The sequence below is a fragment of the Xanthomonas sp. DAR 34887 genome (assembly GCF_041245805.1).
GTDB classification, from domain to species: Bacteria; Pseudomonadota; Gammaproteobacteria; order Xanthomonadales; family Xanthomonadaceae; genus Xanthomonas_A; species Xanthomonas_A tesorieronis.
In genome coordinates, this window is record NZ_CP162490.1 from 3108291 (window position 1) to 3134326 (window position 26036).

Annotated in this window: 23 protein-coding genes; 8 read left to right on the forward strand and 15 right to left on the reverse strand. The window is 68.2% G+C overall.

Annotation, left to right across the window (positions count from 1 at the left end):
- Positions 1–62: 62 nt before the first annotated feature.
- Together AB3X08_RS13095 and AB3X08_RS13100 are read left to right on the forward strand one after the other, a co-directional pair.
- Positions 63–1127 (forward strand): SDR family oxidoreductase, encoded by a 1065-nt coding sequence (locus tag AB3X08_RS13095; RefSeq protein WP_369933063.1) that lies wholly within the window; start codon positions 63–65, stop codon positions 1125–1127.
- 547 nt (positions 1128–1674) lie between these two features.
- Complete coding sequence (locus tag AB3X08_RS13100) at positions 1675–2646, forward strand: IS110 family transposase (protein ID WP_369933065.1); 972 nt, start codon at positions 1675–1677, stop codon at positions 2644–2646.
- A 165-nt stretch (positions 2647–2811) separates the two neighbouring features.
- Here the strand turns inward: AB3X08_RS13100 and lolD are convergent, their stop codons facing one another.
- From lolD to AB3X08_RS13145, 9 genes are all read right to left on the reverse strand, one after another.
- Positions 2812–3564, reverse strand: a complete 753-nt coding sequence (gene lolD, locus AB3X08_RS13105) for a lipoprotein-releasing ABC transporter ATP-binding protein LolD (protein WP_369933066.1) — start codon at positions 3562–3564, stop codon at positions 2812–2814.
- The gene (locus tag AB3X08_RS13110; RefSeq protein ID WP_369933067.1) at positions 3557–4801 is read right to left on the reverse strand and encodes a lipoprotein-releasing ABC transporter permease subunit; all 1245 of its coding nucleotides are present in this window, start codon (positions 4799–4801) and stop codon (positions 3557–3559) included. The genes lolD and AB3X08_RS13110 overlap by 8 nt, the downstream gene beginning before the upstream one ends.
- Positions 4802–4825: 24 nt before the next feature.
- A complete protein-coding gene (locus tag AB3X08_RS13115) occupies positions 4826–5281 on the reverse strand; it encodes a hypothetical protein (RefSeq protein ID WP_369933069.1) in 456 nt (151 codons plus the stop codon).
- On the reverse strand, positions 5232–5480 hold the full coding sequence (locus AB3X08_RS13120) for a succinate dehydrogenase assembly factor 2 (RefSeq protein WP_369933070.1): 249 nt from the start codon (positions 5478–5480) through the stop codon (positions 5232–5234). Before AB3X08_RS13120 ends, AB3X08_RS13115 begins: the two co-directional genes overlap by 50 nt.
- 131 nt (positions 5481–5611) lie before the next feature.
- Entirely contained in the window at positions 5612–6394 is a 783-nt protein-coding gene (locus AB3X08_RS13125; protein WP_145700444.1) for a succinate dehydrogenase iron-sulfur subunit, read from the reverse strand.
- 104 nt (positions 6395–6498) lie between these two features.
- Entirely contained in the window at positions 6499–8289 is a 1791-nt protein-coding gene (sdhA, locus tag AB3X08_RS13130; RefSeq protein ID WP_369933072.1) for a succinate dehydrogenase flavoprotein subunit, read from the reverse strand.
- Between the two features lie 34 nt (positions 8290–8323).
- Positions 8324–8710: a succinate dehydrogenase, hydrophobic membrane anchor protein gene (gene sdhD, locus AB3X08_RS13135; protein ID WP_184411015.1), complete on the reverse strand. Its 387-nt coding sequence runs from the start codon at positions 8708–8710 to the stop codon at positions 8324–8326.
- Positions 8707–9099: a succinate dehydrogenase, cytochrome b556 subunit gene (sdhC, locus tag AB3X08_RS13140; protein ID WP_184411016.1), complete on the reverse strand. Its 393-nt coding sequence runs from the start codon at positions 9097–9099 to the stop codon at positions 8707–8709. Before sdhC ends, sdhD begins: the two co-directional genes overlap by 4 nt.
- Positions 9100–9159: 60 nt before the next feature.
- The gene (locus AB3X08_RS13145) at positions 9160–9330 is read right to left on the reverse strand and encodes a DUF1674 domain-containing protein (protein ID WP_145700452.1); all 171 of its coding nucleotides are present in this window, start codon (positions 9328–9330) and stop codon (positions 9160–9162) included.
- A 38-nt stretch (positions 9331–9368) separates the two neighbouring features.
- On the opposite strand from AB3X08_RS13145, the gene AB3X08_RS13150 reads away from it, so the two are divergent.
- The gene (locus AB3X08_RS13150) at positions 9369–10241 is read left to right on the forward strand and encodes a YgfZ/GcvT domain-containing protein (RefSeq protein ID WP_369933074.1); all 873 of its coding nucleotides are present in this window, start codon (positions 9369–9371) and stop codon (positions 10239–10241) included.
- Positions 10242–10337: 96 nt separating this feature from the next.
- Here AB3X08_RS13150 and AB3X08_RS13155 read toward each other — a convergent pair whose 3' ends face one another.
- Positions 10338–11429: an ABC transporter ATP-binding protein gene (locus AB3X08_RS13155; protein WP_369933075.1), complete on the reverse strand. Its 1092-nt coding sequence runs from the start codon at positions 11427–11429 to the stop codon at positions 10338–10340.
- Between the two features lie 438 nt (positions 11430–11867).
- Between AB3X08_RS13155 and zwf the strand changes: the two genes are divergently transcribed.
- From zwf to AB3X08_RS13180, 5 genes are all read left to right on the forward strand, one after another.
- Positions 11868–13304 carry a glucose-6-phosphate dehydrogenase gene (zwf, locus tag AB3X08_RS13160; RefSeq protein WP_369933077.1) on the forward strand — a complete coding sequence of 479 codons (1437 nt, stop codon included), beginning with the start codon at positions 11868–11870 and terminating at the stop codon, positions 13302–13304.
- Complete coding sequence (gene glk / locus AB3X08_RS13165; protein ID WP_369933078.1) at positions 13301–14308, forward strand: glucokinase; 1008 nt, start codon at positions 13301–13303, stop codon at positions 14306–14308. The genes zwf and glk overlap by 4 nt, the downstream gene beginning before the upstream one ends.
- Positions 14305–15024 carry a 6-phosphogluconolactonase gene (gene pgl, locus AB3X08_RS13170; protein ID WP_369933079.1) on the forward strand — a complete coding sequence of 240 codons (720 nt, stop codon included), beginning with the start codon at positions 14305–14307 and terminating at the stop codon, positions 15022–15024. Before glk ends, pgl begins: the two co-directional genes overlap by 4 nt.
- 109 nt (positions 15025–15133) lie before the next feature.
- Positions 15134–17050: a phosphogluconate dehydratase gene (edd, locus tag AB3X08_RS13175; protein WP_369933080.1), complete on the forward strand. Its 1917-nt coding sequence runs from the start codon at positions 15134–15136 to the stop codon at positions 17048–17050.
- 96 nt (positions 17051–17146) lie between these two features.
- A complete protein-coding gene (locus AB3X08_RS13180) occupies positions 17147–17803 on the forward strand; it encodes a bifunctional 4-hydroxy-2-oxoglutarate aldolase/2-dehydro-3-deoxy-phosphogluconate aldolase (RefSeq protein WP_369933082.1) in 657 nt (218 codons plus the stop codon).
- Positions 17804–17935: 132 nt separating this feature from the next.
- On the opposite strand, the gene AB3X08_RS13185 is transcribed toward AB3X08_RS13180, so the two are convergent.
- The 5 genes from AB3X08_RS13185 to AB3X08_RS13205 form a co-directional block, all read right to left on the reverse strand.
- A complete protein-coding gene (locus tag AB3X08_RS13185) occupies positions 17936–21079 on the reverse strand; it encodes a discoidin domain-containing protein (protein ID WP_369933083.1) in 3144 nt (1047 codons plus the stop codon).
- Between the two features lie 261 nt (positions 21080–21340).
- Entirely contained in the window at positions 21341–22177 is an 837-nt protein-coding gene (locus AB3X08_RS13190; RefSeq protein WP_369933084.1) for a carbohydrate ABC transporter permease, read from the reverse strand.
- Entirely contained in the window at positions 22174–23055 is an 882-nt protein-coding gene (locus tag AB3X08_RS13195) for a carbohydrate ABC transporter permease (RefSeq protein WP_369933085.1), read from the reverse strand. Before AB3X08_RS13195 ends, AB3X08_RS13190 begins: the two co-directional genes overlap by 4 nt.
- Positions 23052–24362, reverse strand: coding sequence for a sugar ABC transporter substrate-binding protein (locus tag AB3X08_RS13200; protein ID WP_369933086.1), 1311 nt, complete (start codon positions 24360–24362; stop codon positions 23052–23054). Before AB3X08_RS13200 ends, AB3X08_RS13195 begins: the two co-directional genes overlap by 4 nt.
- Positions 24359–25981 (reverse strand): glucoamylase family protein, encoded by a 1623-nt coding sequence (locus AB3X08_RS13205; protein WP_369933087.1) that lies wholly within the window; start codon positions 25979–25981, stop codon positions 24359–24361. The genes AB3X08_RS13200 and AB3X08_RS13205 overlap by 4 nt, the downstream gene beginning before the upstream one ends.
- Positions 25982–26036 lie beyond the last annotated feature (55 nt).

Below are 26036 nucleotides of genomic sequence, written 5' to 3' on the forward strand. Positions count from 1 at the left end.
TTCGCCGCATGTTCATCGGCCTGCGGCTAGCGTGCACGGTTTACGTCGAAGGAAATCCGCGCATGCGCAAGGGCACCGCACTGGTGGTCGGAGTCACCGGCATCTCCGGCCACAACCTGGCCAGGGTTCTGGTCGCCGACGGCTGGACCGTCTACGGCCTGGCGCGGCGCCCGGTCGCGCAGGAAGGCGTGATTCCGGTCGCGGCCGACCTGCTAGACCGCGACGCGACCATCGCCGCGCTGCGCGGCTTGCCGATCACCCACGTGTTCTTCTGCACCTGGACCCGGCGCGATACCGAAAAGGAAAACGTCGCCGCCAACGGCGCGATGCTGCGCCACCTGTGCGAAGGCCTGGACAGCGCAGCGCTGCAGCACATGGCGCTGGTCACCGGCACCAAGCACTATCTGGGATCGTTCGAGCACTACGGCAGCGGCAAGGCGGAGACGCCGTTCCGCGAGAGCGAGCCGCGCCAGCCCGGCGCGAATTTCTACTACACGCTGGAAGACCTGCTGTTCGACGCCGCCGCGCGCCATGGCTTCGGCTGGAGCGTGCACCGTTCGCACACCATGATCGGCCAGGCCAACGGCAGCAATGCGATGAACATGGGCGTGACCCTGGCGGTGTACGCCACGCTGTGCAAGCACAGCGGGCAGCCGTTCGTGTTCCCCGGCTCGCGCGCGCAATGGGACAGCCTCACCGACCTCACCGACGCCGGCCTGCTCGGCCGCCAGCTGGCCTGGGCCGCGACCAGCCCGGCCGCACGCAACCAGGCGTTCAACACGGTCAACGGCGACGTGTTCCGCTGGCGATGGATGTGGGGCGAGATCGCCGCGTTCTTCGGCCTGGAGGCGGCACCGTACCCCGATACGCCGATGCCGCTGCAGCCGCGCCTGCAGCACGCCGCGCCGGCGCAGTGGCGCGCGATCGCCGAACGCCACGGGCTGGTGCAGGCGGACGTGGACCAGTTGGCGTCGTGGTGGCATACCGATGCCGACCTCGGCCGCGAGATCGAGTGCGTCAACGACATGACCAAGAGCCGCGACCTCGGCTTCCTCGGCTACTACGACAGTCGCGCCTCGTTCCTGGAGCTGTTCGCGCGGCTGCGCGCGCAGCGGGTGATTCCCTGAGGGGCGCAGCATGGGCCGGATAGCCGCAGCAGCAATGAGAGCGGCGGTGTGGAGTTGTCGAATTGCTGGACACTTGAGCGGCCTTCATGCAATCGGTCGCGCTCGTTGCGAGAGCGACTCCGCATGCCTCGGCCCAGCCCATCGGTTCCGCGACCGGACAAACTCCGACTTCGCTCGTCGCGGCTGAAGCCGCTCCTACCGTGGCTTGAGGCCGACCGGCTGGGTGCCCTGTGAGAGGGACTTCGGTCCCGACTGTCTCCGAAGCCGGATGGCTGGATGGCTCCGCGCGTCGCGACTGAAGTCGCTCCTTGTATCTGGACATGACGCCGTTAGGACGTTATGTCTTCCGACTGATCATCGGAGGAGGTGCGGGAAGTCCAGTCGCTCCTGAAGCTTCGAGCTTGTGCTGTAGATCGGCTCCCGCCCTCCACATGCTGGCCCACGGTGTCCGAACGGTATCCAGAGTCCGCCCTCGGCGTGAACTCGCATCCACAAGGCAGGACCGGGCGCAGCGATGATCGTGATCCCATCCGATGGAGGAATTCTCATGTCCCCAGTCGTCGGCATCGACGTCGCCAAACGCAGTTTCGACCTGGCCATCGACCTGGCCAACGGCAAGCACCGCACCAAAGCCAAGCTACCCAACGATCCGAAGGGCTTCCACGCCCTGCATGCGTGGTTGCGGACCCATGCGCAGCCGGACAGCTGGGTCGTCATGGAAGCCACCGGCACCTATCACGAGGCGCTGGCCGAGTTTGTCCATGGGGAGGGCTATCGCGTGTGCGTGCTCAACCCGGCGCAGATGGCGCTGTATGCGCGCAGCCAGCTGACCCGGGTCAAGACCGACCGCAGCGATGCCAAGCTGATCGCCAGCTATGGCCTGCGTCACCGGGAGTCGCTGCGGCGCTGGCAGCCCGATCCGCCGGCGCTCAAGCAGCTCAAGGCGCTGGTGCGGCGTCGGGACGACCTGCTGCAGATGCTGCAGATGGAGCGCAACCGCCTGGACGTGGCTACACTGGTGGTGCGCGACTCGATCCTGGAGAACATCGGCCAGTTGCAGGCGCGCATCGCGCAGATCGAACGGGCCATCGACGATCATATCGACCAGGATCCCACCTTGCGCGGGCAGCGCGAGTTGCTGGTGAGCATCGACGGAATCGCCGACACCAGCGCGGCCTTGATGCTGGCCGAACTTGGCAACGTGGACCGCTTCGCCCGTGCTTCGGCGGTGACCGCCTTTGCCGGGCTCAACCCACGCCTGCAAGAGTCCGGCAAGCGCCAGGGGCAGGTCTGCATCTCCCGCACTGGCTCCCCGCGCCTGCGTGCTGGCCTGTTCCTGCCGGCCTTGGTCGCCATGACCCACAATCCGGTCGTCCGTGCGCTGAAGCAGCGCATGCGACAACGCGGCAAGGCCAACAAGCAGATCATCTGCGCCGCCATGCGCAAGCTGCTGCACATCGCCTACGGCGTGCTCAAATCGCGCACGCCCTTCGACCCTCAAAAGGCCATTGCCTGTTAGGCCGGAAGACGGTATCTACAGTGCACCCAGCGCGTCCGCCGCGAGTCCTGTAGGAGCGGCTTCAGCCGCGACCGATCGCCGAAACCGCCATGGTTCCAGGGTGCGTTCGTCACGGCGTCCGGGGCCGCGGCCATGCCGGCGCGCGTTCCACGCCGGCACGCCCCGCTACACGTCGGCAGGCGCCAGTTCGCGCAGCTTGCCCTGGTGCAGCTCCAGCACGCGGTCGAGCTTGCGCGCCAGGCTGCGGTCGTGGGTGACCAGGGCCAGGCTGGTGCCGTGCGCGCGGTTGAGCTCGAGCATCAGCGCGAACACGTTGGCCGCGGTCTTGTCGTCGAGGTTGCCGGTCGGCTCGTCGCCGAGCACGCAGGCCGGACGGTTGACCAGCGCGCGCGCCACCGCCGCGCGCTGGCGCTCGCCGCCGGACAGCTCGCCGGGCTTGTGTTCCAGACGATGGCCCAGGCCCACCGATTCCAGCAGCGCGCGCGCGCGCGCATCGGCGTCCTTGACCACGGCGCCGCCGAGCAGCACCGGCATCATGACGTTCTCCAGCGCGGTGAATTCCGGCAGCAGGTGATGGAACTGGTAGACGAAGCCGAGCGAGCGGTTGCGCAGCTGGCCGCGCGCCGCATCCGACAGCGCCGACATGCGCTGCCCGGCCACGTACACCTCGCCGGCGGTGGGCACGTCGAGGCCGCCGAGCAGGTGCAGCAGCGTGCTCTTGCCGGCGCCGGACGCGCCGACGATGGCCACGGTTTCGCCCGGCGCCACGCTCAGGTCCAGCCCGTCGAACACCGGCGTGCGCATCTTGCCCTCGGCATAGGTCTTGCCCAGGCGCTCGGCGCGAATCGCCGCATCTGCTTGCTGTGACGTGTGCACTGCCGTTTCCCGATTCCCGATTCCCGATTGCCGGTCATTCATAACGCAGCGCCTCCGCCGGTTGCGTGCGCGCCGCGCGCCAGGCCGGATACAACGTGGCCAGGAAGCTCATCAGCAACGCGACGATGGTGATGACGACCACGTCGTGCGGCTGCATGTCGGTGGGCAGGCCGGTGATGTAGTACACGTCCTCCGGCAGCAGTTTGATGTTGAACAGCGCTTCGATGCCGGCCAGGATCCGCTCCAGGTTCAAGGTCAGCACGATGCCACCGATGACACCGGCAATCGTGCCGATCACGCCGATCAGCGTGCCCTGCACCATGAACACCTGCATCACCCCGCCCGGGCTCAGCCCCAACGTGCGCAGGATGGCGATGTCGGCCTGCTTGTCGGTGACCAGCATCACCTGCGAGGACACCAGGTTGAACGCGCCCATCGCGATGATCAGCGACAGCAGGATGCCCATCACCGTCTTTTCCATCTTCAGCGACTGGTACAGGTTGGCGTTCTCGCGGGTCCAGTCGCTGACCATGTACGGACCGTGCAGGTTCAGCGCCAGGTCGCGCGCCACGTCCCAGGCCAGGTCCATGTTGTGCAGCTTCAGGCGCACGCCGGTGACGCCGTCGCCCATGCGCAGCACGCGCTGCATGTCCGGCATGCTGGTCACCGCCAGGCCGCGGTCGATCTCGTTGTAGCCGGCCTCGAAGATGCCGCTGACGGTGAAGCGCTTGTAGCGCGGCACCATGCCCATCGGGCTGGCCTGCGGTTCGCCGAGCATCACCACCACCTTGTCGCCCACGCCCACGCCCAGCCACAGCGCCAGTTCCTGGCCGAGCAGGATGTTGTAGGAACCGGGCGTGAGGCTGTCGATCGAGCCCTGCTTCATCTTCTGCGCCAGCACCGAGACCTTGGCCTCTTCGCTGGGCAGGATGCCGCGCACGATCGCCGGCTGGTTGCGCTGCCCGGTGAGCAGCGCTTCTTCCTCGACATACGGCGCGGCGCCGGCCACGCGCGGATCGCGGGTGGCCACGTCCACGGCGTGCTGCCAGTTCTCCATCGGCGCGCCCTGCGCGCTGACCGTGGCGTGCGCGGCCATCTGCAGCAGGCGGTCGCGGATCTCCTTCTGGAAACCGCTCATCACCGCCAGCGTGGTGATCAGCACGGTCACGCCCAGGGCGATGCCGAGGATCGAGGCCATCGAGATGAAGGAGATGAAGTTGTTGCGGCGCTTGGCGCGCAGATAGCGCAGGCCGATGGCCACGGGTAAGGGTTTGAACATGCGCAGCCACCGTCCTAAGGAGCGCTATGGTGCCATCTGCGGCGGCGCAGACGAAGCGGCGCGGGCCTGAGCGGCCAGACGCAGTTCACGTCGTGCCGCCGCCGGCAGCGTGTCCGGCCACCAGGCCAGGCGCCCCACCCTGCCCTGCGCGTCGCGCCAGCGCACGAACGCCAGCGGCCCGCGCCAATCCACCTGCAGCGCCGCGACCGGTTGGCCATCGATGCTTGCCGCCACGCCACCGTGCGCCGGAATCAGCAGCGCGCGCGGCGCCCGCCGCGCCTCGCGACGCAGCAGCCATGCCGCGTACAGCGCAACCAGCGCCGCCGCCGGCCAGGCGCACGCGCGCGGCATGTCCGAGCCCAGGATCGACAGCGGCGCCAGCACGCTCAGCAGCGCCAGCGCCGCCAGCAGCCAGCGCGAGGGGCGCCACTCAAGCCGGCATGGCGCGGATGGTGGCGATGAGATCGGCAGCGCGTGCATCGGGACAAACCTCGTAGCCCATGAACCAGCGCCACAACTTATCGTCCTCGCAGTCGAGCAGGTATAGGAAAACCCCGCGCTCGGCCTCGGATGCCTGCGCCCAGCGCCGGTCCAGGTAGCGCCCGAACAACTGGTCAAGCTCGCGCATGCCGCGCCGGCAGCGCCAGCGCAGCTTTTTCAGTTCGGTGGCTTCGTCCATCGCATCGCACCCTTGTCTTGTTGGGCGGACGCCTGCTGCGGCGACCGCCGGAAACGCGCGCGGCACCGAACCCGAGAGCCGGTGCCGCGCAAGTCGGACGGGCCTGCCGTCCGTGGTGGAACGCTAGCCGATCAGGCGCGGCGCGCCATCATCAGCTTCTTGATCTCGGCGATCGCCAGCGCCGGGTTCAGCCCCTTCGGGCAGGTCCGCGCGCAGTTCATGATGGTGTGGCAGCGGTACAGCTTGAATGGATCTTCCAGATCGTCCAGACGCGCACCGGTGTCCTCGTCGCGCGAATCGATGATCCAGCGGTAGGCCTGCAGCAGGATCGCCGGGCCCAGGTAGCGTTCGCCGTTCCACCAGTAGCTCGGGCAGCTGGTCGAGCAGCACGCGCACAGAATGCACTCGTACAGGCCGTCGAGCTTCTTGCGGTCTTCCGGCGACTGCAGCCGCTCGCGGTCCGGCGGCGGCGGGGTCTGGGTGCGGATCCACGGCTTGATCGAGGCGTACTGCGCGTAGAAGTGGGTCAGGTCCGGCACCAGGTCCTTGATCACGCTCATGTGCGGCAGCGGATAGATCGGCACTTCGGCCTTGCCGCAGTCGGCGATCGCCTTGGTGCAGGCCAGCGTGTTGGTGCCGTCGATGTTCATCGCGCACGAACCGCAGATGCCTTCGCGGCAGGAACGGCGGAAGGTCAGGGTCGGATCGATCTCGTTCTTGATCTTGATCAGCGCGTCCAGGACCATCGGGCCGCACGCATCCAGATCCACCTCGTAGGTGTCGGTGCGCGGATTGCTGTCGTCGTCCGGATTCCAACGGTAGACCTTGAAGGTGCGTGCATTCTTCGCGCCGGTGGCGGGAAAGTGCTTGCCCTTGCCGATCTTGGAATTCTTGGGGAGGGTGAACTCTGCCATGGCTTTTAAAATCCGGGATTGGGGATTAGGGATTGGGGAGGCGTTGAGAGCAGGAAGCGAAGTGCTTCGAATCCCGAATCACCAATTCCCAATCCCGGCTTTGGTCAGTAAACGCGCGGTTTCGGCGGCACCACGTCAACGTCCTTGCTGAGCGTGTACATGTGCACCGGGCGGTAGTCGAAGCTGCACTGGCCCTTGTCGTCGACGGTGACCAGGGTGTGCTTCTGCCAGTTGACGTCGTCGCGGTCCGGGAAATCCTCGTGCGCATGCGCGCCGCGGCTTTCCTTGCGCTGCTCGGCCGAGTTGATCGTCGCCACCGCGTTGAGCAGCAGGTTGTTCAGCTCGTAGGTCTCGATCAGGTCCGAATTCCACACCAGCGAGCGGTCGGAGACCTTCACGTCCTCGAAGGTGGCGTAGATCTCGGCCATCTTGTCCACGCCTTCCTTCAGCGTCTTGCTGGTCCGGAACACCGCCGCGTCGGACTGCATGGTGCGCTGCATCTTGTCGCGGATCACCGAGGTCGGCGTGCCGCCGTTGGAATTGCGCAGCTTGTCGAGCAGGCCCAGCGCCTTGTCGCAGGCATCGCCCGGCAGGGTCTTGTGCGGCGCGCCGGTCTTGATCGTCTCGGCGCAGCGGTTGGCCACCGCGCGGCCGAACACCACCAGGTCCAGCAGCGAGTTGGAGCCCAGGCGGTTGGCGCCGTGCACCGACACGCAGGCCGCTTCGCCGATCGCATACAGGCCCGGCACCACCGCATCGGGGTTGTCGCCGTCCTTGCGCACCACTTCGCCGTGGTAGTTGGTCGGAATGCCGCCCATGTTGTAGTGCACGGTCGGGATCACCGGGATCGGCTGCTTGGCCACATCGACGCCGGCGAAGATGTGCGCGCTCTCGGCGATGCCGGGCAGCTTCTCGTTGATCACTTCCGGGCCGAGGTGGGTCAGGTCGAGCAGGATGTGGTCCTTGTGCTCGCCGACGCCGCGGCCTTCGCGGATCTCGATGGTCATCGAACGCGATACCACGTCGCGCGAGGCCAGATCCTTGTAGTGCGGTGCGTAGCGCTCCATGAAGCGCTCGCCGTTGCTGTTGCGCAGGATGCCGCCTTCGCCGCGCACGCCCTCGGTGATCAGGCAGCCGGCGCCGTAGATGCCGGTGGGATGGAACTGCACGAACTCCATGTCCTGCATCGGCAGGCCGGCGCGCATCACCAGGCCGCCGCCGTCGCCGGTGCAGGTATGCGCGGAGGTGGCGCTGAAATAGGCGCGGCCATAGCCGCCGGTGGCCAGCACCACGCCGTGGGCGCGGAACAGGTGCAGCGAGCCTTCGGCCATGTCCAGCGCGAGCACGCCGCGGCACACGCCCTCGCTGTCGAAGATCAGGTCCAGCGCGAAGTACTCGATCATGAAGCGCGCGTTGTGCGCCAGCGACTGCTGGTACAGCGTGTGCAGCATGGCGTGGCCGGTACGGTCGGCCGCGGCGCAGGTGCGCTGCGCGGACGGGCCTTCGCCGTACTTGGTGGTCATGCCGCCGAACGGACGCTGGTAGATCTTGCCGTCCTCGGTGCGGCTGAACGGCACGCCGTAGTGCTCCAGCTCGATGATCGCCGGGATCGCCTCGCGGCACATGTACTCGATCGCGTCCTGGTCGCCCAGCCAGTCCGAGCCCTTGATGGTGTCGTAGAAGTGGTAGCGCCAGTCGTCCTCGCCCATGTTGCCGAGCGCGGCGGAGATGCCGCCCTGCGCGGCCACGGTGTGCGAACGGGTCGGGAAGACCTTGGTCAGGCAGACCGTCTGCAGGCCCTTCTGGGCCAGGCCGAAGGTGGCGCGCAGGCCGGCGCCGCCGGCGCCGACCACGACCATGTCGTACTTGTGTTCGGTGATCTTGTAAGCGGACATCGAAATGGGGGTTCCTAGAGAGTGCGCCGACGGATCAGGCAATGCCCAGCGCGATGCGCGCCACGGCGAAGATGCTGACGATGGCGCCGAGCACGGCGACGAAACGCACGATGGTCTGCGCCGCGAGGGCCAGCAGCGAGGTGTGCACGTAGTCTTCCAGCACCACCTGCATGCCCAGCTGCGCATGCCAGAACGCGGCGATGAGGAAGCCGACCAGCAGGATCGCGTTCCACGGCTTGGCCACCGCCTCGGTGGCGGCGACGTAATCAGAGCCCATCAGGCCGAGCACGAAGATCAGGAACCAGATCGACAGCGGCACCAGCGCGGTGGCGGTCAAGCGCTGCACCACGAAATGCTCGGTGCCGGTCTTGGCCGCGCCCAGGCCGCGGACGTTCTTCAACGGGGTACGGTAGCGGTTCATGCGGTGGCTCCCAGCAGCACGTAGGCCCACACGGCGGCGGTCAGCACGAAGCTGAGGATCACCGACAGCCAGCCGATGGTGACGAAGGCGCGCACCGCGTAGCCCTGGCCGAAATCCTGCAGGATGTGGCGCAGGCCGCCGAACAGATGGAAGGCGAAGCACCAGGTCCAGCCGAACAGGAACACCTGTCCGTACCAGGCGCCGGCGATATCGCGGAAGAGGTTCCAGGAGGACGGGCCGAGCATCAGCGCCAACAGGCCGGCGGCGATGATCAGGGCTCCGATCGACAGCACGATGCCAGTGGCTCGATTCAGGATCGAGGTCACCATCTGGATCTGCCAGCGATAGACCTGCAGGTGGGGGGAAAGAGGACGTTCGCGGGTCGCCATTCGCTGGGCTCGTTGTCTCGGCTGGGCGGCGTGCTTAAGGCCGCGTTGGCTCAAAGCTGCTCAAAAATCGATGCAGCGTCCGTTTTTCTCCCAGTCGCCGTAGCGCGTTGGCTCGAGGCCGCCGCGACCGCCGATTTCCCGCGGCGCAGGCGCCGCTTCCGGAGTGTTCTCCTCGGCGGGTCGCTGCGTTTCGGGATCGGGCTCGGGTGTGGGGGTTGGTTGGCCTATCATGCGGGTCTCACAACAGCGTAATTTTAGTCCTCCCCCTCGTGCCTGACAACCTGAATCTCACTTTCGACGGTTTTTCCGCGCTCCCGGACCTGCAATACGTGGCGTTGAGCGGCGCGGATGCAGTCGGTTTCGCCCAGGCCCAGTTCGCCAACGACGTGCAGGCGCTGCGCAACGGCCACTGGCAGTGGAACGCCTGGCTGAGCGCGAAAGGCCGGGTGCTGGCGCTGTTCGCGCTGCTGCGCCGCGCCGACGACGCGGTGCTGTTGCTGCTGCCGGACGGCGGCGCGGCGGAGCTGGCCGCGGCGCTGAACCGCTTCGTGTTCCGGCGCAAGGTGCGCATCGCCGCGCACGACGAGCTGCACGCCTGCGCGCGCCTGGCCGCGCCCGCGCAGGCGCGAGGCGCGGCGCTGGCGGCGCCCGGCGATGCCGCGATCGAACTGGACATGGGCGGCGACGGCCTGCCGCGCACGCTGTTGCTGGTCCCCGCCGCGCAGGCGATGCACGCCCCGGCCGACCCGGCCTTCGTGGATGCCTGGCGCCAGGCCGACCTGCGCCTGGGCCTGGCGCGGCTCGAGGCCAGCCAGCGCGAACAATGGACGCCGCAACAGCTGGCGCTGGACCGGCTGCACGCGTTCAGCGTGAAGAAGGGCTGCTATCCGGGCCAGGAAATCGTCGCCCGCACCCACTTCCTGGGCAAAGCCAAGCGCGCCCTGCAACTGCTGGAGGTGGACGGCGTGGCCGAGGTCGGCGCGCAGGTGCTGCGCGACGGACAGCCGCTGGGCAGCGTGGTCAGCGTTGCCGGCACGCTGGCGCTGGCGGTGCTGCCGCTGGAGGAGACGCCGCCGAGCGGCCTGTCGATCGGCGCGCGCACGGCGCAGTGGCAGCCGCTGCGCGACGGTCTGGCGCGCTGAGCGAGCCTGGCAGCTCGCCCTCCCCACCCTCTCGGCAGCGCATCACGTCGGCGCGGCGGCTCGCTCGAACGCGCCGCCACCGATTGCCGCGATGACTCAGGCCGGCGTCAGGCGCTCGCCGCTCTCCGGATCGAAGAAGTGCAGCGCCTCGCCGCGCACCGCCACGCGCAGGCGCTCGCCCAGGCCCGGCAGCGCGCGCGGCGCCACCCGCATCACCAGCGGCTGGCTGCCGTGGCTGAGGTTGACGAAGATCTCGTTGCCGACCGGCTCGATCACCTCGATCGTGGCCTCGAACCCGCCCTGCCCGTCCTCGCTGGGCTGCAGGTGCTCGGGGCGCACGCCGATCGCGATCGGCCGGCCCAGCCATTGCGGCGCGACATGCGCGCCCTGCAGCGGCACGCGGCTGCCGTCGGCCAGCTGCAACTGCTGCAGGCCGCCCTCCTCGACCAACTGGCCCTGCAGCACGTTCATCGCCGGACTGCCCAGGAAGCCGGCCACGAACAGGTTGGCCGGGCGGTCGTACAGCGCCATCGGCGTGTCGATCTGCTGGATCACCCCGTCCTTGAGCACCACGATGCGCTGGCCCAGGGTCATCGCCTCGACCTGGTCGTGGGTCACGTAGATCATCGTGGTGCCGAGCTTGCGGTGCAGCTGCGCGATCTCGGTGCGCACCGAATGGCGCAGCTTGGCGTCCAGGTTGGACAGCGGCTCGTCGAGCAGGAACACCGCCGGCTCGCGCACCAGCGCGCGGCCCAGCGCCACGCGCTGGCGCTGGCCGCCGGACATCGCCCGCGGCAGTTTGTCCAGCATCGGGGTCAGGCCCAGCGTGTCGGCGGCGGCGGCGACGCGGCGGGCGATGACCTCCTTGCTCTCGCCGCGCAGCTTCAGCCCGAACGCCAGGTTCTCGGCCACGGTCATGTGCGGGTACAGCGCGTAGCTCTGGAACACCATCGCGATGTCGCGGTCCTTCGGCGCCACGTCGTTGACCACGCGCTCGCCGATGCGCAGCTCGCCGCCGCTGATCTCTTCCAGGCCCGCGATCATGCGCAGCAGGGTGGATTTGCCGCAGCCGGAGGGCCCGACCAGCACCATCAGTTCGCCGTCGGCCACTTCGAAGCTGGCCCCGTGCACGGCGACCTGGCCGTTGTCGTAGACCTTGCGGATGTTGTCCAGTTGTACTTTCGCCATGGTGCGGTATCCGATTTCCGGCAAGAAAAGACGGGCTGCCGCCGGTCCCTCCCGAAGGCAGTGCATACGAATGCGGTTCGCATCGTGCCAGCGACACAGGCAACAATGGGATCGCAATGCGGTATTCTGCCATGTAACCGTTTTCACGGGGCAACATCGACGCCTGGGAGGGCTTGCGATGCGAACCGCCAGCCGCCGCCGTCCCCGGCGCGCCGAGCGCCCGCTCTGATGCTTGAGGCATTAGACAGGTATGCTCAGAGGTCTGGCAGTCGTATTCATCTCCAGGATCGTGCGGTCCCGCCTGGCGGTCGTCATCGCTATGCCCCGTGCGAGCCGCAGGACGGATACAGGCCGCTTCCGCTGCTTGCTTACCAACGCCACGTCACTACTAGCCCCCAGGTGATCGACGAAATGTCACCCGAAACCGAAAACCGGTCGATGCACGATACGTTCCTGCTGTTTGGCGCCACCGGCGATCTGGCCCAGCGCTACCTGTTCCCGTCGCTGCTGCGCATGCTCGACGACGGCTTCCTGCCGGAAGACTTCCGCATCCGCGCGCTGGCGCTGTCACCGCACGACACCGCCAAGTTCCACGAGATCCTCAAGCCGCGGCTGCAGGCGGCGATGCCGCAGGTCAGCGAGGCGGTGATCCAGTCGCTGCTCGATCGCACCGACTACCGTTCGGTGGACCTGCGCAACGCCGAGTCGGTGGCCGAGGCGGTGCGCGAGCTGACCACGCGCCGCTGCGTGAGCTACCTGGCGATCCCGCCGGGGCTGTACATCAGCACCTGCCAGGGCCTGGCCCTGGGCGGGGCGCTGGCCGCACCGCATCGGCTGATGCTGGAAAAGCCGATCGGCCACGATTCGGACAGCGCGCGCGAGATCGTGCAGGCGATCGGCGCGCTGATCGACGAGGACCGCGTGTTCCGCCTGGACCACTACCTGGGCAAGGCCGCGGTGCAGAACCTGATCGCGCTGCGCTTCGGCAACACGCTGCTGGAGGCGGTGTGGAACCGCAACTACATCGAGTCGGTGGAAATCCTGGTCGCCGAGAGCGAGGGCGTGGACGGCCGCGATGCGTACTACGCGCGTTCCGGCGCGCTGCGCGACATGGTCCAGAGCCACATCCTGCAGTTGCTGTGCCTGGTGGCGATGGAGCCGCCGGCCTCGCTGGAGGCCGACCGCATCCGCGACGAGAAGGTCAAGGTGCTGCGCGCGCTGCGTCCGCTGAGCGCAGAGCATGCCGCGCGCGACAGCGTGCGCGGACGCTACACCGCCGGCACCATCAACGGCCAGCCGGCGCAGGCCTACCAGCCGCCGGAAGGCAGCGACGTGGAAACCTTCGTCGGCGTCACCGCCTACATCGACAACTGGCGCTGGGCCGGGGTGCCGTTCCGGCTGTGCACCGGCAAGCGCCTGGCAGAACGCACCACGCGCATCGTGGTCACGCTCAAGCCGGTCACCCACTGGCTGTTCGAACGCCCCGACGCGCGGCACGTGGCGCCGAACCGGCTGACCTTCCAGTTGCAGCCGCAGGAGAACATCGAACTGGGGCTGATGAGCAGCCTGGCCGGCCCGGAATGGGGCGCGCTGGAACTGCAGCCGCTGGAACTGGAGCTGTCGGTGCCGACCGGCCTGCACCGCCGCATCGCCTACGAGCGGCTGATGCTCGACGCGCTCAACGGCAACCACGCGCTGTTCGTGCGCGACGACGAAGTGCGCGCGGCCTGGGCCTGGATCGACAGCGTCAGCGATGCCTGGGCGCAGGCGCAATTGCCGCTGCGGCCCTACCCGGCCGGTAGCTGGGGGCCGCAGGAAGCCGAACGCTATGTCTCCGCCGACGACGCCAGCGCCGTGCAGCGGGATACGCCGTGAGCGCGCCGCTGCGCCCGGTCCTGGTCGCCGACATCGGCGGCACCAACGCGCGTTTCGCGCTGGCCGACCTCGGCGCTTCCACGCCGCTGCTCGACGACAGCACCCAGACCTATGCGGTGGTTGAATTCCCGTCGCTGGGCGACGCGGCGCGCCACTACCTGCAGCAGACCGGAGTGGACGTCCGCAGCGGCGTGTTCGCCGTGGCCGGTCGGGTCGACGGCGACGAGGCGCGGATCACCAATCATCCGTGGGTGATCTCGCGTTCGCGCACCCGCGCCATGCTCGGCTTCGACGAACTGCACCTGATCAACGACTTCGCCGCGCAGGCGATGGCGATCAGCCTGCTGCAGCCGCAGGACGTGGTCCAGGTCGGCGGCGCGGCATGGCAGCCGGCGCCGATCGCGCAGCCGCGCAACTATGCGGTGATCGGCCCGGGCACCGGCCTGGGCGTGGGCGGCCTGATGATCCGCGGCAGCCGCTGCTATCCGCTGGAGACCGAGGGCGGCCACGTCAGCTTCCCGCCGGGGACTCCGGAGGAAATCCGCATTCTCGAGTTGCTGTCGCAGCAGTTCGGGCGCGTGTCCAACGAACGCCTGATCTGCGGTCCCGGCCTGGTCAACATCCACCGCGCGCTCAGCGAGATCGCCGGCGACGATCCCGGTCCGCTGCAGCCGGAGGACATCACCGCGCGCGCCGCGCAGGGCGACTATCGCGCGATGCGCACCATCGACGTGTTCTGTGCGGTGTTCGGCGCCATCGCCGGCGACCTGGTGCTGATCCAGGGCGCCTGGGACGGCGTGTTCCTGACCGGCGGGCTGGTGCCGAAGATGCTCGATGCGATCCAGCATTCCGGCTTCCGCCAGCGCTTCGAGCACAAGGGGCGCTTTTCGTCGATCATGGCGCGGGTGCCGTCGCTGGCGGTGGTCCACCCCCGTTCCGGCCTGCTTGGCGCCGCCGCCTATGCGGTGGACGCCGAACGCGAATCTCCAGGAGTCGTTGCATGAGTCCCACGTTGTCCGATCGCATCACCCTGATCCGCTACGACGATCCCGACGAATGGATCGACGCGGCGGCGGCCGAGATCGGCGACGCGCTGCGCAAGGACATCGATCTGCGCGGGGGCGCACGGCTGCTGCTGTCCGGCGGCACCACCCCGGCGCCGGTGTACCAGGCGCTGGCCGAGCTGCCGCTGGACTGGAGCAAGCTGGAAGTGGGTCTGGTCGACGAGCGCTGGCTGTCGCCGCAGGACAGCGACAGCAACGCGTATCTGGTCCGGCAGAGCTTCCTGGAGCGTGCCGAAGGCGCGCGCTTCGAACCGCTGGTGCGGGTCGGCAAGCCGCTGCAGGACTGCGTGCACGCCGCCAACCTGCATGCGCAGCATGCGCCGGCGGCCTGCATGGCGGTGCTGGGCATGGGCGGCGACGGCCACACCGCGTCGCTGTTCCCCGGCGCCACCGACCTGAACAAGGCGCTGACCAATCCCCTGCCCTACGCCGCGCTCGACGCCACCGGCTGCCCTGGCGCCAACACCTGGCCGCTGCGCATCACCCTGACGCCGGCCGGGCTGGCGCCGATCGGCCAGCGCATGCTGCTGCTGCGCGGCAAGCAGAAGCTGGACGTGCTGCAGCGCGCGCTGGCCGGCAGCGATCCGCATGAATTCCCGATCCGCGTCGCCTTCGACACGCCCGGTGCGCGCTTGCGCGTGCATTGGTGCGAGTGAGGCCGGGAGTGGGGATTCGGGATTCGCAACGGCCGCGCGCTGACGCATCCCTGCTCTTCCGATTCCCCATTCCCCATTCCCGATTCCCCCTTCATAGCCACTTCATCCAATGAGCCTGCATCCGAAAATCCATGCGATCACCGAACGCATCCGCGCGCGCAGTGCGCCGTCGCGGCGCGCCTATCTGGCCGGCATCGATGCCGCATTGCGCGACGGCCCGTTCCGCAGCCGCCTGAGCTGCGGCAACCTGGCGCACGGCTTCGCCGCCTGCGGCCCCACCGACAAGAGCCGGCTGGAAGGCGGAATCACCCCGAACCTGGGCATCGTCACCGCCTACAACGACATGCTGTCGGCGCACCAGCCGTTCGAGCACTACCCCGAGATCATCCGCAGCACCGCGCGCGCGCTCGGCGCCACCGCGCAGGTCGCCGGCGGCGTGCCGGCGATGTGCGACGGCGTGACCCAGGGCCGCCCGGGCATGGAGCTGTCGCTGTTCTCGCGCGACGTGATCGCCCAGGCCACCGCGATCGGCCTCAGCCACGACATGTTCGACAGCACCCTCTATCTGGGCGTGTGCGACAAGATCGTGCCCGGCCTGCTGATCGGGGCGCTGGCGTTCGGCCACCTGCCGGCGGTGTTCGTGCCGGCCGGACCGATGACCCCGGGCATTCCCAACAAGCAGAAGGCCGAGGTACGCGAGCGTTACGCCGCCGGCCAGGCCACCCGCGAGGAACTGCTGGCCGCCGAATCGGCGTCCTACCACGCGCCCGGCACCTGCACCTTCTATGGCACCGCCAATTCCAACCAGGTGTTGCTGGAAGCGATGGGCGTGCAGTTGCCCGGCGCCTCGTTCGTCAATCCGGGCACGCCGCTGCGCGAGGCGTTGACCCAGCAGGCCACCGAGCGCGCGCTGCGCATCACCGCGCTGGGCAGCGATTTCCGCCCGCTCGGCCGGCTGATCGACGAACGCGCGATCGTCAACGCCGTGGTCGCGCTGATGGCCACCGGCGGCTCCACCAACCACACCATCCACTGGCTGGCGGTGGCGCGCGCGGCCGGCATCGTGCTGACCTGGGACGACCTGGACGAGCTGTCGCAGATCGTGCCGCTGCTGACCCGCGTGTATCCCAACGGCGAAGCCGACGTGAACCATTTCGCCGCCGCCGGCGGCGTGGGTTTCGTGTTCCGCGAACTGATGGACGCGGGGCTGATGCACGACGACCTGGCCACCATCGTGCCCGGCGGCATGCGCGCCTACGGCGACGAGCCGTGCGTGCAGAACGGCGCGCTGGCCTATGTGCCGAGCCCGGCCAAGAGCGCCGACGAATCGGTGGTGCGCCCGGCGTCGAACCCGTTCGAAGCGCAAGGCGGGCTGCGCCTGCTGCGCGGCAATCTCGGCCGTTCGCTGATCAAGCTGTCGGCGGTGAAGCCGGAGTTTCGCACCATCGAGGCGCCGGCGGTGGTCATCGACGCGCCGCAGGCCCTGAACAAGCTGCACGCCGCCGGCGTGCTGCCGCACGACTTCGTTGTGGTGCTGCGCTACCAGGGACCGCGCGCGAATGGCATGCCGGAACTGCATTCGCTGGCGCCGCTGCTGGGCCTGCTGCAGAACCAGGGCCGGCGCGTGGCGCTGGTCACCGACGGGCGCCTGTCCGGCGCCTCGGGCAAGTTCCCGGCGGCGATCCACGTGACCCCGGAAGCGGCGCGCGGCGGCCCGATCGCGCGCGTGCGCGAAGGCGACATCGTGCGCCTGGACGGCGAAGCCGGCACCCTGGAAGTGCTGGTGGATGCCGCCGAGTGGGCGGCGCGACCGCTGGCGCCGAACACCGCGCCGGCCGCGCACGACCTGGGCCGCAACCTGTTCGGGCTCAACCGCCGCATGGTCGGCCCCGCCGACCAGGGTGCGCTGTCGATCTCCTGCGGCCCGCCCGCGGCCGACGGCGACGACTGGAACTACGACGCCGAGTACGACCTGGGCCGCAGCAGCGAGGCCGCCGCCGCGCCGCACGAAGAGAAGGACGCGTAAGCCAGCGGCCCGACCGGCGCCACCCGCGCCATGCCATCCCGCGTCGGCCGTCTGCGGCCGACGCACTCCCGCCTTCATTGCGAATACGAGATTGCCATGACGATTGCCGAACACCAGAACACCGCCGAACAGCTGCTGCGCGACGCCGGCATCCTGCCGGTGGTGACCGTGCACAGCCTGGACGAGGCGCGCCGCGTCTCCGCCGCGCTGCTCGAAGGCGGCCTGCCCGCGATCGAGCTGACCCTGCGCACGCCGGTGGCGATGGAGGCGCTGGCGATGCTCAAGCGCGAACTGCCGGACATCAAGATCGGCGCCGGCACCGTGCTCACCGAGACCCAGCTGCAGCAGTCGATCGACGCCGGCGCCGACTTCATCGTCACCCCGGGCACGCCGCCGGCGCTGGCCGACGCACTGGCGCGGGCGCCGCTGCCGGTGGTCCCGGGCGCGGCCACCCCGACCGAACTGCTGGCGCTGATGGCGCGCGGCTTCCGCGTGTGCAAGCTGTTCCCGGCCACCGCGGTCGGCGGCCTGGCGATGCTCAAGGGCCTGGCCGGTCCGCTGGCGGACCTGAAGCTGTGCCCCACCGGCGGCATCGGCGAAAGCACCGCGGCCGAATATCTGGCGCAGCCGAACGTGGTCTGCATCGGCGGCTCGTGGATGGTGCCGAAGGACTGGCTGGCCAACGGCGAGTGGGACAAGGTGCGGGAGAGCGCGGCGAAGGCGGCAGCCATTGTCCGCGGGATTCGGGATTAGGGATTCGGGATTCGCTAAAGCCCGGTTCCCCGCGACCGGGAAACGAACAAAAAAAGCGCCGGCACGCCGGCGCTTTTTTGCTTTTGCTTTTGCTGTTACGAATCCCGAATCCCCGACTCCCGAATCCCGGCCTCACCGCACCTCGACCTGCACATCCGCCGGCAACGAGCGAATCCGCAGCTCGCCGTTTTCCCACTGCGCCGCTTCGCCGTTGACCAGGGTGCGCCCGGGCTCGCCCGGATACGGCCACGGCAGCACCAGGCCACCGCTGGGCACGCGCAGGCCGCCACTGATGCCCAGGATCAGACGGTTCTTCTGCCGGCGCAGTTGGTAGCTCAGTTCGCCCTGCGGGGTGCGCAGGTCCTGGATCGCGATGCCCTTGCCGTCGAACCAGGCCGCCGGCACGCCCGCCGCCAGCACCAGGCTGCCGTCGATGTCGCGCGCGTAGGCGAACATGTCCAGCACCGAACGCACGAAGTCCGAGCCGACCCAGGCATGCGGCAGGTCGCCGACGAAGAACGGCTTGCGCGGCGTGCGCGAGACCACTTCGGCCCACTGGTTCCACGGCTGCGGCGCGCGGTCCTTGAAGAAGAACTGGGTCGCGTCCCAGGCGCGCTCGCGCCAGCCCAGGCGCACGAACGCGGCGACGTTGCGCCATTCGTACGGGGTGTAGTCCTTCCACTCGCGCTTGCCGTCGCGGCGGCTGGCGAACTCGCCCCAATAGCGCTCGAAGGTATTGCCCAGCAGTTGCGGCGGCAGCCGTCCCTGCTCCCCGCCCGGCGCCAGCGCGATGGTGGTGGAGGTGGGATCGAAATCGCCCAGCTCGGCCGACCCGGGCAGGAAATCGATGTGATGCTGCTGCGTGGCGGTCTGCAGCGAGGCGTACAGGTCCTGACGGAATTCGTCGCGCGCGGCGGCGAAGCGCGCCGCGTCGTCGATGCGGCCGAGCTCGGCGGCGATCTCCACCGCGTCCTTGTAGCCGCGCAGCGCCCAGAAGTTGTCCCAGTACGAATGCATCGGCTTGGCCGAATAGCCTTCGTGGCTGATCGACACCGGCATCATCCCGTAGAACGCCGGATTGCGCGCCCGGTTGTCCTCGGTGCGCTCGCTCTGCCGCAGCTGTTCCATGTACTCGTACGCGGCCAGCACGTGCGGCCACATCTTCTCCAGGAACGCGCGGTCGCCGCTGTAGCGGTAGTAGTCGGCGACGGCGAAGATCAGTTCGCCATGGCTGTCGTTCTCCGGCACCGGATCGCTGCCGCGGTCGTCCACGCAGCACGGCACCATGCCGTTGGCGAACTGGTACGGCGCGTACCACTCCAGGTATTCGCGCGCCACATCGGCACGGCCCAGGCGCAGCAGGCCTTCGGAAATCATCGCGCCGTCGCGGATCCAGCTGCGCGAATACGAGCGGGTGCCCGGCTGCAGGCGCGGCCCGATCCGCGAGATCAGCATGTGCGCCAGCGCGGTGCGCAAGGTGTCGGCCAGCGGCTTGCCCTCGGCCGGCACGCTGACCTGCACCCGGTCCAGCTTCTCGCGCCACTGCTCGGCCACCAGCTGCTGCGCACGCGCCGCATCGAACCCGGACGGCAACGCCTGCGCGCCGGTCTGCGGGATCACCAGGGCCACTTCGCGCACTTCGCCCGGGGCCAGGCGTCCGCGGTACAGCAGCGCGCCCGAGGCCAGGCCGTCGGCATCGGCCGCCTGCTGCGGCAGCGTGGTGCTGTCGGCGGCCAGGCGCTCGATGTCGATGCCCGCGTCGAACGCGGTGGCATAGGTCGCGTCGGGCTTTTGCACCGCGAACACGCGCGGCTCGCCGTTGACCTGCACCTGGCCGCCGTCGAACGCCAGCAGATGGATCGGGCTGACCCCGCCGACGGTGTTGAGGAACTGGCTGGGCGGGTTCACCTGGAACGGCCGCACCGCCAGCGCCAGGGTGTAGTCGTGCGGTTTCTTGCTCGGGTTGCTGAGCCGGTAGCGCGCCACCAGCTGCGCCTGCTCCGGCGTGCCCTGCACGAAGGCGGTGATGCGCAGGCCCGCGTTGTCGTGGCTCCAGTCCACGCTGGGAATCGGCAGGTAGTCGTCCTGCAGGCTCTGCGCGGTCTTCACGTCGGCCCAGCTCAAACGCTTGCCGTCCAGTAACAGGAACGGCTCGATGCTGAAGCCGCCCTTGCCCACTTCGATCGCGCCGTCCTCGCCGACCAGGCCCTGCTCGCGGCCGCCGTCCAGGCCGACGATGGTCCAATACGGCTGCTCGCCGCTGAAGCCGCGCGGGAACCAGCCGCGGGTGGAATCGGCCGCCACCGACTTGACGAAATCGTTCGGGGTCGCGGCGAAGGCCAGCGGCTGCAGCGCGATATCGGCGATGCCGTAGCGGAAGCTGGGGCCGTCCTCCAGGTCGATGCGCACGTAGCGCGCCTCGGTGTCCGGCATCGGCAGCCAGTCGGTGCCGCCGTTGCCGGCGGTGACGCTGCGCAGTTCGCGCCAGCTGCGGCCGTCGGCCGAGCCCTGCAGCTTGTAGCGCGAGGCGTACACGCCCGGCGCCCACTGCACCTTGGCGCCGCCGAACTCGCGCACCTTGCCCAGGTCCAGCATGATGGTCTGGGTCTTGGCGTTGCCGCTGTACCACACCGTGTCCGGCTTGCCGTCGGCGATGCGCTGCTCCAGCGCCGGCGCGGTGTCGGCGCTGACCTTCACCGTCAGCGGCGAGGTGTCCTGCGGCGGCAGCGGGGTCAGGGTCAGCTGGTCGAAGCACACCGTGCCCTTGCCGCCGACCTGGTTGTAGATGGTGAACTCGACCTGCGCGCTGCGCTTGAGTTCCTTGTCCGGACTCGGCCCCCAGGCCTTGTCGATCTGCCGCTTCTTGAAGCTGACTGTGCTCCACTGCTTGGGGAAGTCGTAGCGCGGCCGGTTGACCCACCACACATTGTCGCCGCTGGCGTCGACCAGCTTGAACTGCAGGTCGTTGCTGGGCGAGTCGCCGCGCAACTGGAACGAGAGCTGGTAGTTGTCCGGGTAGTCGATCGGGATCGCGCGGCGGATCCCGGCGTAGCCGGAGACGCCGTTGAAGTCGTAGTCCAGGCAGATCGCCTTGGCGCGGCCGCCGCTGGCGGCCTGCACCAGCCGGGTCGAGGCGGTGACCTGGTTGGAGACGACGATCTGCCAGTTGTCGAGGTTGTTGAAGCTGTCCAGCGCGACCGGCGCGGTCGGCGCCGCGGCGAAGGCCTGCGCTGCCGCCAGGCCCAGGATGGCCATCGCCCACCGTCTGCTCGTCATCGCCGCTCGCGTCATGAACCTCGTTCCCGTTGTGTCGTTGGCTTTTTTGCAGGAGGGGCTTCAACCCCGACGCGTTACCGGTAAGGCGTCGGGGCTGAAGCCCCTGCTACAGGTGCGCGTGGAGCATGGCCTGCGATCTGCACGACCCCACACCCGTGCATCCGCCATGACGGCCCTGGCGAAGCATACCGGCTTCGAAATACCGGCTGGCCATCCATGGCCGGCGTTTGGGAGCGCGCGAGCAGTGGCTCGCGCGTTTCCTCACCCCTTCACACTACCCAGCAGCAAGCCCTGGATGTAGTAGCGCTGCAGCGCCAGGAACAGCGCCAGCACCGGGATCACCGTCACCACCGCGCCGGCCATCATCATCTCCACGTCCATGATGTGTTCGCGCGACAGCGCCGCCAGCGCCACCGGCAAGGTGTAGTGCTCCTGGTCGGTCAGCACGATCAGCGGCCACATGAAGTCGTTCCACGCGGCCATGAAGGTGAAGATGGTCAGCGTCACCAGTACCGGCTTGAGCATCGGCAGCACGATCTGGAAGAAGATGCGCAGCTCGCCGGCGCCGTCGATGCGGGCCGCCTCCAGCAGTTCGTCCGGGATCGAGCGCGCGTACTGGCGCACCAGAAAGATGCCGAACACCGTCGCCAGTGCCGGCACCACCACCCCGCCGAAGTTGTTGACCAGGTGCAGCTGCTTCATCAGCAGGAACAGCGGCAGCATCGCCACCTGCGCCGGGATCACCAGCGCCGCCAGCAGGATCTGGAAGATCCGCTCCTTGCCGACGAAGCGCAGCTTGGCGAAGGCATAGCCGGCCATGGTGTTGATCAGCAGCGAACCGAAGGTGATCGCGCACGACACCAGCAGGCTGTTGGCGAAGTTGCGTGCCATGCCGGTGCGCGAGAACAGCTCGCCGTAGTTGGCCAGGGTCGGGCCGGTGGGCAGCATCGGCGGCGGGAACCGGCTCGCCTGCCCGGCCGGCATGAACGACACCGACACCATCCACAGCAGCGGCGCCAGGCTGACCAGCGCCAGCACCAGCAGCCCGCCGTTGATCAGCAGCGTATTCCAGCGCGAGGCGCCGATTTCGCGGCTCATACCAGGTCCTTCTTGCGGCCGAAGCGCAGCATCACGGAGGTCACTCCCAGGATGATCAGGAACAGCAGGAACGCCACCGCCGACGCGCGGCCGAGGTTCCACCACTTGAAGCCTTCTTCGAACATGAAGTACAGCACGCTGACCGTGCTTTGCAGCGGGTCGCCGCGGGTCATCACGTAGGGTTCGGCGAACAGCTGGAAATAGCCGGACACGGTGATCACCCCGACCACCAGCAGCACCGGCCCCAGCATCGGCAGGGTGATGTGCAGGAACTGCTTCCACTTCGACGCGCCGTCGATGCGCGCGGCCTCGTACAGGTCCTGCGGAATGCCTTGCAGGCCGGCGAGGAAGATCACCATGTTGTAGCCGAAGTTCTTCCACACCGCGAACAGCATGATCGTCGGCATCGCCCAATGCGGGTCGCCGAGCCAGTCGATCGGGCCGATGCCCAGGTGGCTCAGGCCGTAGTTGACCAGGCCGTAACTGGTGTGGAACAGATAGCGCCAGATCACCGCCACCGCCACCAGCGTGGTCACCACCGGCGCGAACAGCGCGGTGCGGAACAGCGGCTTGAACCGCGCCACCGGCGCATTGAGCAGCAGGGCGGCGCCCAGCGAGGCGCCGATCGACAGCGGCACGCCGACGATGACGAAGTAGGTGGTGTTCCACAGCGACTTCCAGAACATCTGGGTCTGCAGCAACTCGAGGTAGTTGCCGAGGCCAACGAAGCGCAGGTGGTTGCTGTCGGCCAGCGCGTACAGGTCGAAATCGGTGACGCTCAGCGCCAGCGCCGACAGCACCGGCAGGCCGAAGAACACGCCGATCACGATCAGCGCCGGCCCGGCGAACAGCCAGCCGACCAGGGAACCGCGCTTCATGGCGCCGCTCCCGCAGCCGCTGCGGCCGCTGCCTGCGGGTGTTGCTGCTGATAGATCCAGCGCCGCTTCTCCAGGATTTCATCCACGCGCTTGTCCAGGTCCTGCACCGCCTTCTCCTGGCTCTCGCCGCCGCGCACCACGCGCTCGGTGACCAGCCGCATTTCCTGCACGATGCGCTCCCACTCCAGCACCTTCGGCGCCGGCTTGACCCGCTCCAGCTGGTCGCGGAACGCATGCGCCAGCGGATCGTTGGCCAGCGACGGATAGTCCCAGGTGCTGCGCCGCGGCGGCATATCGCCGATCAGCGCATGGAAACGCGCCTGGGTCTGCGGCCGCGACAGGAACTCGATCAGCTTCCACGCCGCGTCCTTCTGCTGCGACTTGCGGAAGATCACCAGGCTGGTGCCGCCGGCGATGCCGGCGCCCGGGCCGCTCGGGCCCGGCAGCGGCATCGTGCCCCACTGCCCTTTCAGCGCCGCCGGCTCGAGCTTGCGGAACTCGCGGATATTCCACGGCCCGGAGATGTAGAACGCGTAGAAGCCGTTGAAGAATTCGTCCCACACGTTGGAGATCTGGGTCTCGGACATCTTCGGCGCCCAGCCCTGCTCGAACATATTGGCGTAGAAGCCCAGCGCCTTGCGGAAACCGGGGCTGCGGAAATTGCCGTAGTTGTTGTGGTCGCGCAGCAGCGGATCGTCCAGCTGCAGGCCCAGCGACAGCTGCTGCTCGAATTCGTTGATCGGCATCAGGATCGCGTAGCGCTTGGGCCCCACGTGCTTCTTCACCGCGGCCATGGCCTGCTCCCACTCGGCCCAGGTCTGCGGCAGCGTTTCCACGCCGGCATCCCGGAGCATGTCCTTGCGGTAGAACAGCAGGCGCGTGTCCACGTACCACGGCACCCCGTACAGCTGGCCGTCGATGACGCTGGTGTCCCAGATGCCGGCGAAGTAGTCCTTCGGATCGACGACCTTGGAGTTGTCCACGTAGGGCTGCAGCGGCTGCAGCGTGTCCAGCGCGGCGAATTCGGGGATCCAGGTGTTGCCGAGCTGGCACACGTCCGGCAACCCGTCGGCGGCGAACGCGGTCAGCAGCTTTTCGTGCGCGGCGGTCCACGGGATGTTCTGGATATCCACGTGGATGCCGGGATTCTCCTTCTCGAACTCGGGCATCAGCTCGGCCACCACCTCGGCCTCGCGGCCCATCGCCCAGAACCGCACCACCTCGCCCTGCGGCGCGCGCGCGCACCCGCACACGGCCAGCACCAGCAGGCCCAGCGATATCCAACGGCTGATCGGCAATGCGCTCATTGCGGATTCTGCGGTTGGCGTTGCGCGGGATTGGGCTGCGCCTCGGCGGACGCGGCACGCGACTCGGCGATGCCCAGCGCCCGCGCCGTGGCGGCCTGCTCGTCCTTCTTCGGCAGCGGCTGGGTCTCGCCCTCCGGGGTCAGCCAGCCGCCGCTGAAGCCGGCGCGCTCCAGCCCGGTACGCAGGTACTTGTTCTTCTTCATCACGTTCCAGACGAACTCGTTGCGGTAGTTGGCGATCATGGTGACGATCGCGCCCTGGTCGATGCCGATGTAGTCGCCGGCGACCCAACCGCGGTTGGGGACCATGCGCCCGGTCTTGAGCGGGATATCGTAGTTGAAGCTGGGATTGAACGAATCCAGGAAGCCGTAGCTGGAATAGATGAAGTCGCCGAAGCGCTTGTGCATTTCCTGGGTCGCCGGGATCACCACTTCCGGCGCGAACACGATCGAGGACACCGCCGCGGTCGGCGCGATGGTGCCGTCGTCGAAGGCTTCGAACAATCCGGCGCCGCGGGTGCGGTAGTGGAAGAACTGGCGCTGTTCGCCGCGGTAGTCCTGGGTGGTGTTCTGCGGGCCGTCGCTGGCGGTCAGGCCCCACACGTTCTCGCCGTACTCCTTCCACTTCATCGGGTTGTCGATGGCGTATTCGCGCTGGGCGAGCGTGGCGCGGCGGCTGTTGAGGAAGTAGTCGATGCCGTGCTCGCGCATGTACTGGTCCTGGATGTCGCGGAAGTCGATCCAGACGTGGTTGTACTGATGCGCGAACAGCGGCCCGAACGCCAGGTATTCCTGGCCGTAGTACACGCCCCAGTCCTTGTTGTAGGTGCGCGTCCACTCCAGCCACGCATCCGGTTCCACCGGATGGGTCGGCGAGCCCAGCGCCAGCAGATAGACCATCATGCCTTCGTTGTAGCCCATCCAGTCGTGCTGGATGAAACCGCGCTCGGGATACCAGCCCATCGTGATCAGCGGCGTGCGCTGCTGCATCCACTTCCAGTCCACGCGGCGATACAGCGTGTCGGCGATCTGGCGGATCTCCTTCTCGTCGGCGCTGTCGCCTTCGTAGTAGGACTGGGCGAACAGCACGCCCATCATCAGCAGCGCGGTGTCCACGCTCGACAGCTCCACCCACTGGTCGTAGCGCAGGCCTTTCTGCATGTCCAGGAAGTGGTAGTAGAAGCCCTTGTAGCCGGCGCGGCCGGTGCGCTGCGGGCCGACCGGCACATCGCGCAGGAAGCGCAGCGTGGTCAGGGTGCGCTGCACCGCCTGCTCGCGGCTGATCCAGCCGTTCTCGTAGCCGATCGGATAGACGGTGAGCGCAAAGCCGATCGAGGCGATGCTGGCGAACGGGCGCGACGGGTAGCGGTCGACCGCCAGGCCGTTCTGCTCGTTGGTGGTGTCCCAGAAGAACTGGAAGGTGCGCCGTTCGATGTCGTCGAACAGCGGCGGCAATTCGGGCTTGACCAGCTTGGGGGGAAGTTCGGCTTCGATCAGGATCACTTTGATCGGCTTCTTGTCCGCTACGGTGGGCTCCTCGGTTTTCTTGCAGGATGCCAGCAGCGCGACCGCCGCCAGCAGCAGGACCAATGGTGAGCGTGCGACGCTGCCCGGTTTCATGCCTTCGACACCCCTGTGAAATCGTTTACATGCATGTACGAAATTATCCTACTTC

What these genes read in the sequence shown, in the direction of transcription:
- AB3X08_RS13145 (WP_145700452.1), bottom strand. Translation starts at nt 9,330, where the DNA reads ATGATAGGCCAACCAACCCCCACACCCGAGCCCGATCCCGAAACGCAG.
- sdhD (WP_184411015.1), bottom strand. Translation starts at nt 8,710, where the DNA reads ATGAACCGCTACCGTACCCCGTTGAAGAACGTCCGCGGCCTGGGCGCG.
- sdhA (WP_369933072.1), bottom strand. Translation starts at nt 8,289, where the DNA reads ATGTCCGCTTACAAGATCACCGAACACAAGTACGACATGGTCGTGGTC.
- AB3X08_RS13155 (WP_369933075.1), bottom strand. Translation starts at nt 11,429, where the DNA reads ATGGCGAAAGTACAACTGGACAACATCCGCAAGGTCTACGACAACGGC.
- AB3X08_RS13195 (WP_369933085.1), bottom strand. Translation starts at nt 23,055, where the DNA reads ATGAAGCGCGGTTCCCTGGTCGGCTGGCTGTTCGCCGGGCCGGCGCTG.
- AB3X08_RS13095 (WP_369933063.1), top strand. Translation starts at nt 63, where the DNA reads ATGCGCAAGGGCACCGCACTGGTGGTCGGAGTCACCGGCATCTCCGGC.
- AB3X08_RS13100 (WP_369933065.1), top strand. Translation starts at nt 1,675, where the DNA reads ATGTCCCCAGTCGTCGGCATCGACGTCGCCAAACGCAGTTTCGACCTG.
- AB3X08_RS13115 (WP_369933069.1), bottom strand. Translation starts at nt 5,281, where the DNA reads ATGCACGCGCTGCCGATCTCATCGCCACCATCCGCGCCATGCCGGCTT.
- AB3X08_RS13180 (WP_369933082.1), top strand. Translation starts at nt 17,147, where the DNA reads ATGACGATTGCCGAACACCAGAACACCGCCGAACAGCTGCTGCGCGAC.
- sdhC (WP_184411016.1), bottom strand. Translation starts at nt 9,099, where the DNA reads ATGGCGACCCGCGAACGTCCTCTTTCCCCCCACCTGCAGGTCTATCGC.
- zwf (WP_369933077.1), top strand. Translation starts at nt 11,868, where the DNA reads ATGCACGATACGTTCCTGCTGTTTGGCGCCACCGGCGATCTGGCCCAG.
- AB3X08_RS13120 (WP_369933070.1), bottom strand. Translation starts at nt 5,480, where the DNA reads ATGGACGAAGCCACCGAACTGAAAAAGCTGCGCTGGCGCTGCCGGCGC.
- AB3X08_RS13110 (WP_369933067.1), bottom strand. Translation starts at nt 4,801, where the DNA reads ATGTTCAAACCCTTACCCGTGGCCATCGGCCTGCGCTATCTGCGCGCC.
- AB3X08_RS13185 (WP_369933083.1), bottom strand. Translation starts at nt 21,079, where the DNA reads ATGACGAGCAGACGGTGGGCGATGGCCATCCTGGGCCTGGCGGCAGCG.
- AB3X08_RS13190 (WP_369933084.1), bottom strand. Translation starts at nt 22,177, where the DNA reads ATGAGCCGCGAAATCGGCGCCTCGCGCTGGAATACGCTGCTGATCAAC.
- AB3X08_RS13125 (WP_145700444.1), bottom strand. Translation starts at nt 6,394, where the DNA reads ATGGCAGAGTTCACCCTCCCCAAGAATTCCAAGATCGGCAAGGGCAAG.
- AB3X08_RS13200 (WP_369933086.1), bottom strand. Translation starts at nt 24,362, where the DNA reads ATGAGCGCATTGCCGATCAGCCGTTGGATATCGCTGGGCCTGCTGGTG.
- pgl (WP_369933079.1), top strand. Translation starts at nt 14,305, where the DNA reads ATGAGTCCCACGTTGTCCGATCGCATCACCCTGATCCGCTACGACGAT.
- lolD (WP_369933066.1), bottom strand. Translation starts at nt 3,564, where the DNA reads ATGAATGACCGGCAATCGGGAATCGGGAATCGGGAAACGGCAGTGCAC.
- AB3X08_RS13205 (WP_369933087.1), bottom strand. Translation starts at nt 25,981, where the DNA reads ATGAAACCGGGCAGCGTCGCACGCTCACCATTGGTCCTGCTGCTGGCG.
- edd (WP_369933080.1), top strand. Translation starts at nt 15,134, where the DNA reads ATGAGCCTGCATCCGAAAATCCATGCGATCACCGAACGCATCCGCGCG.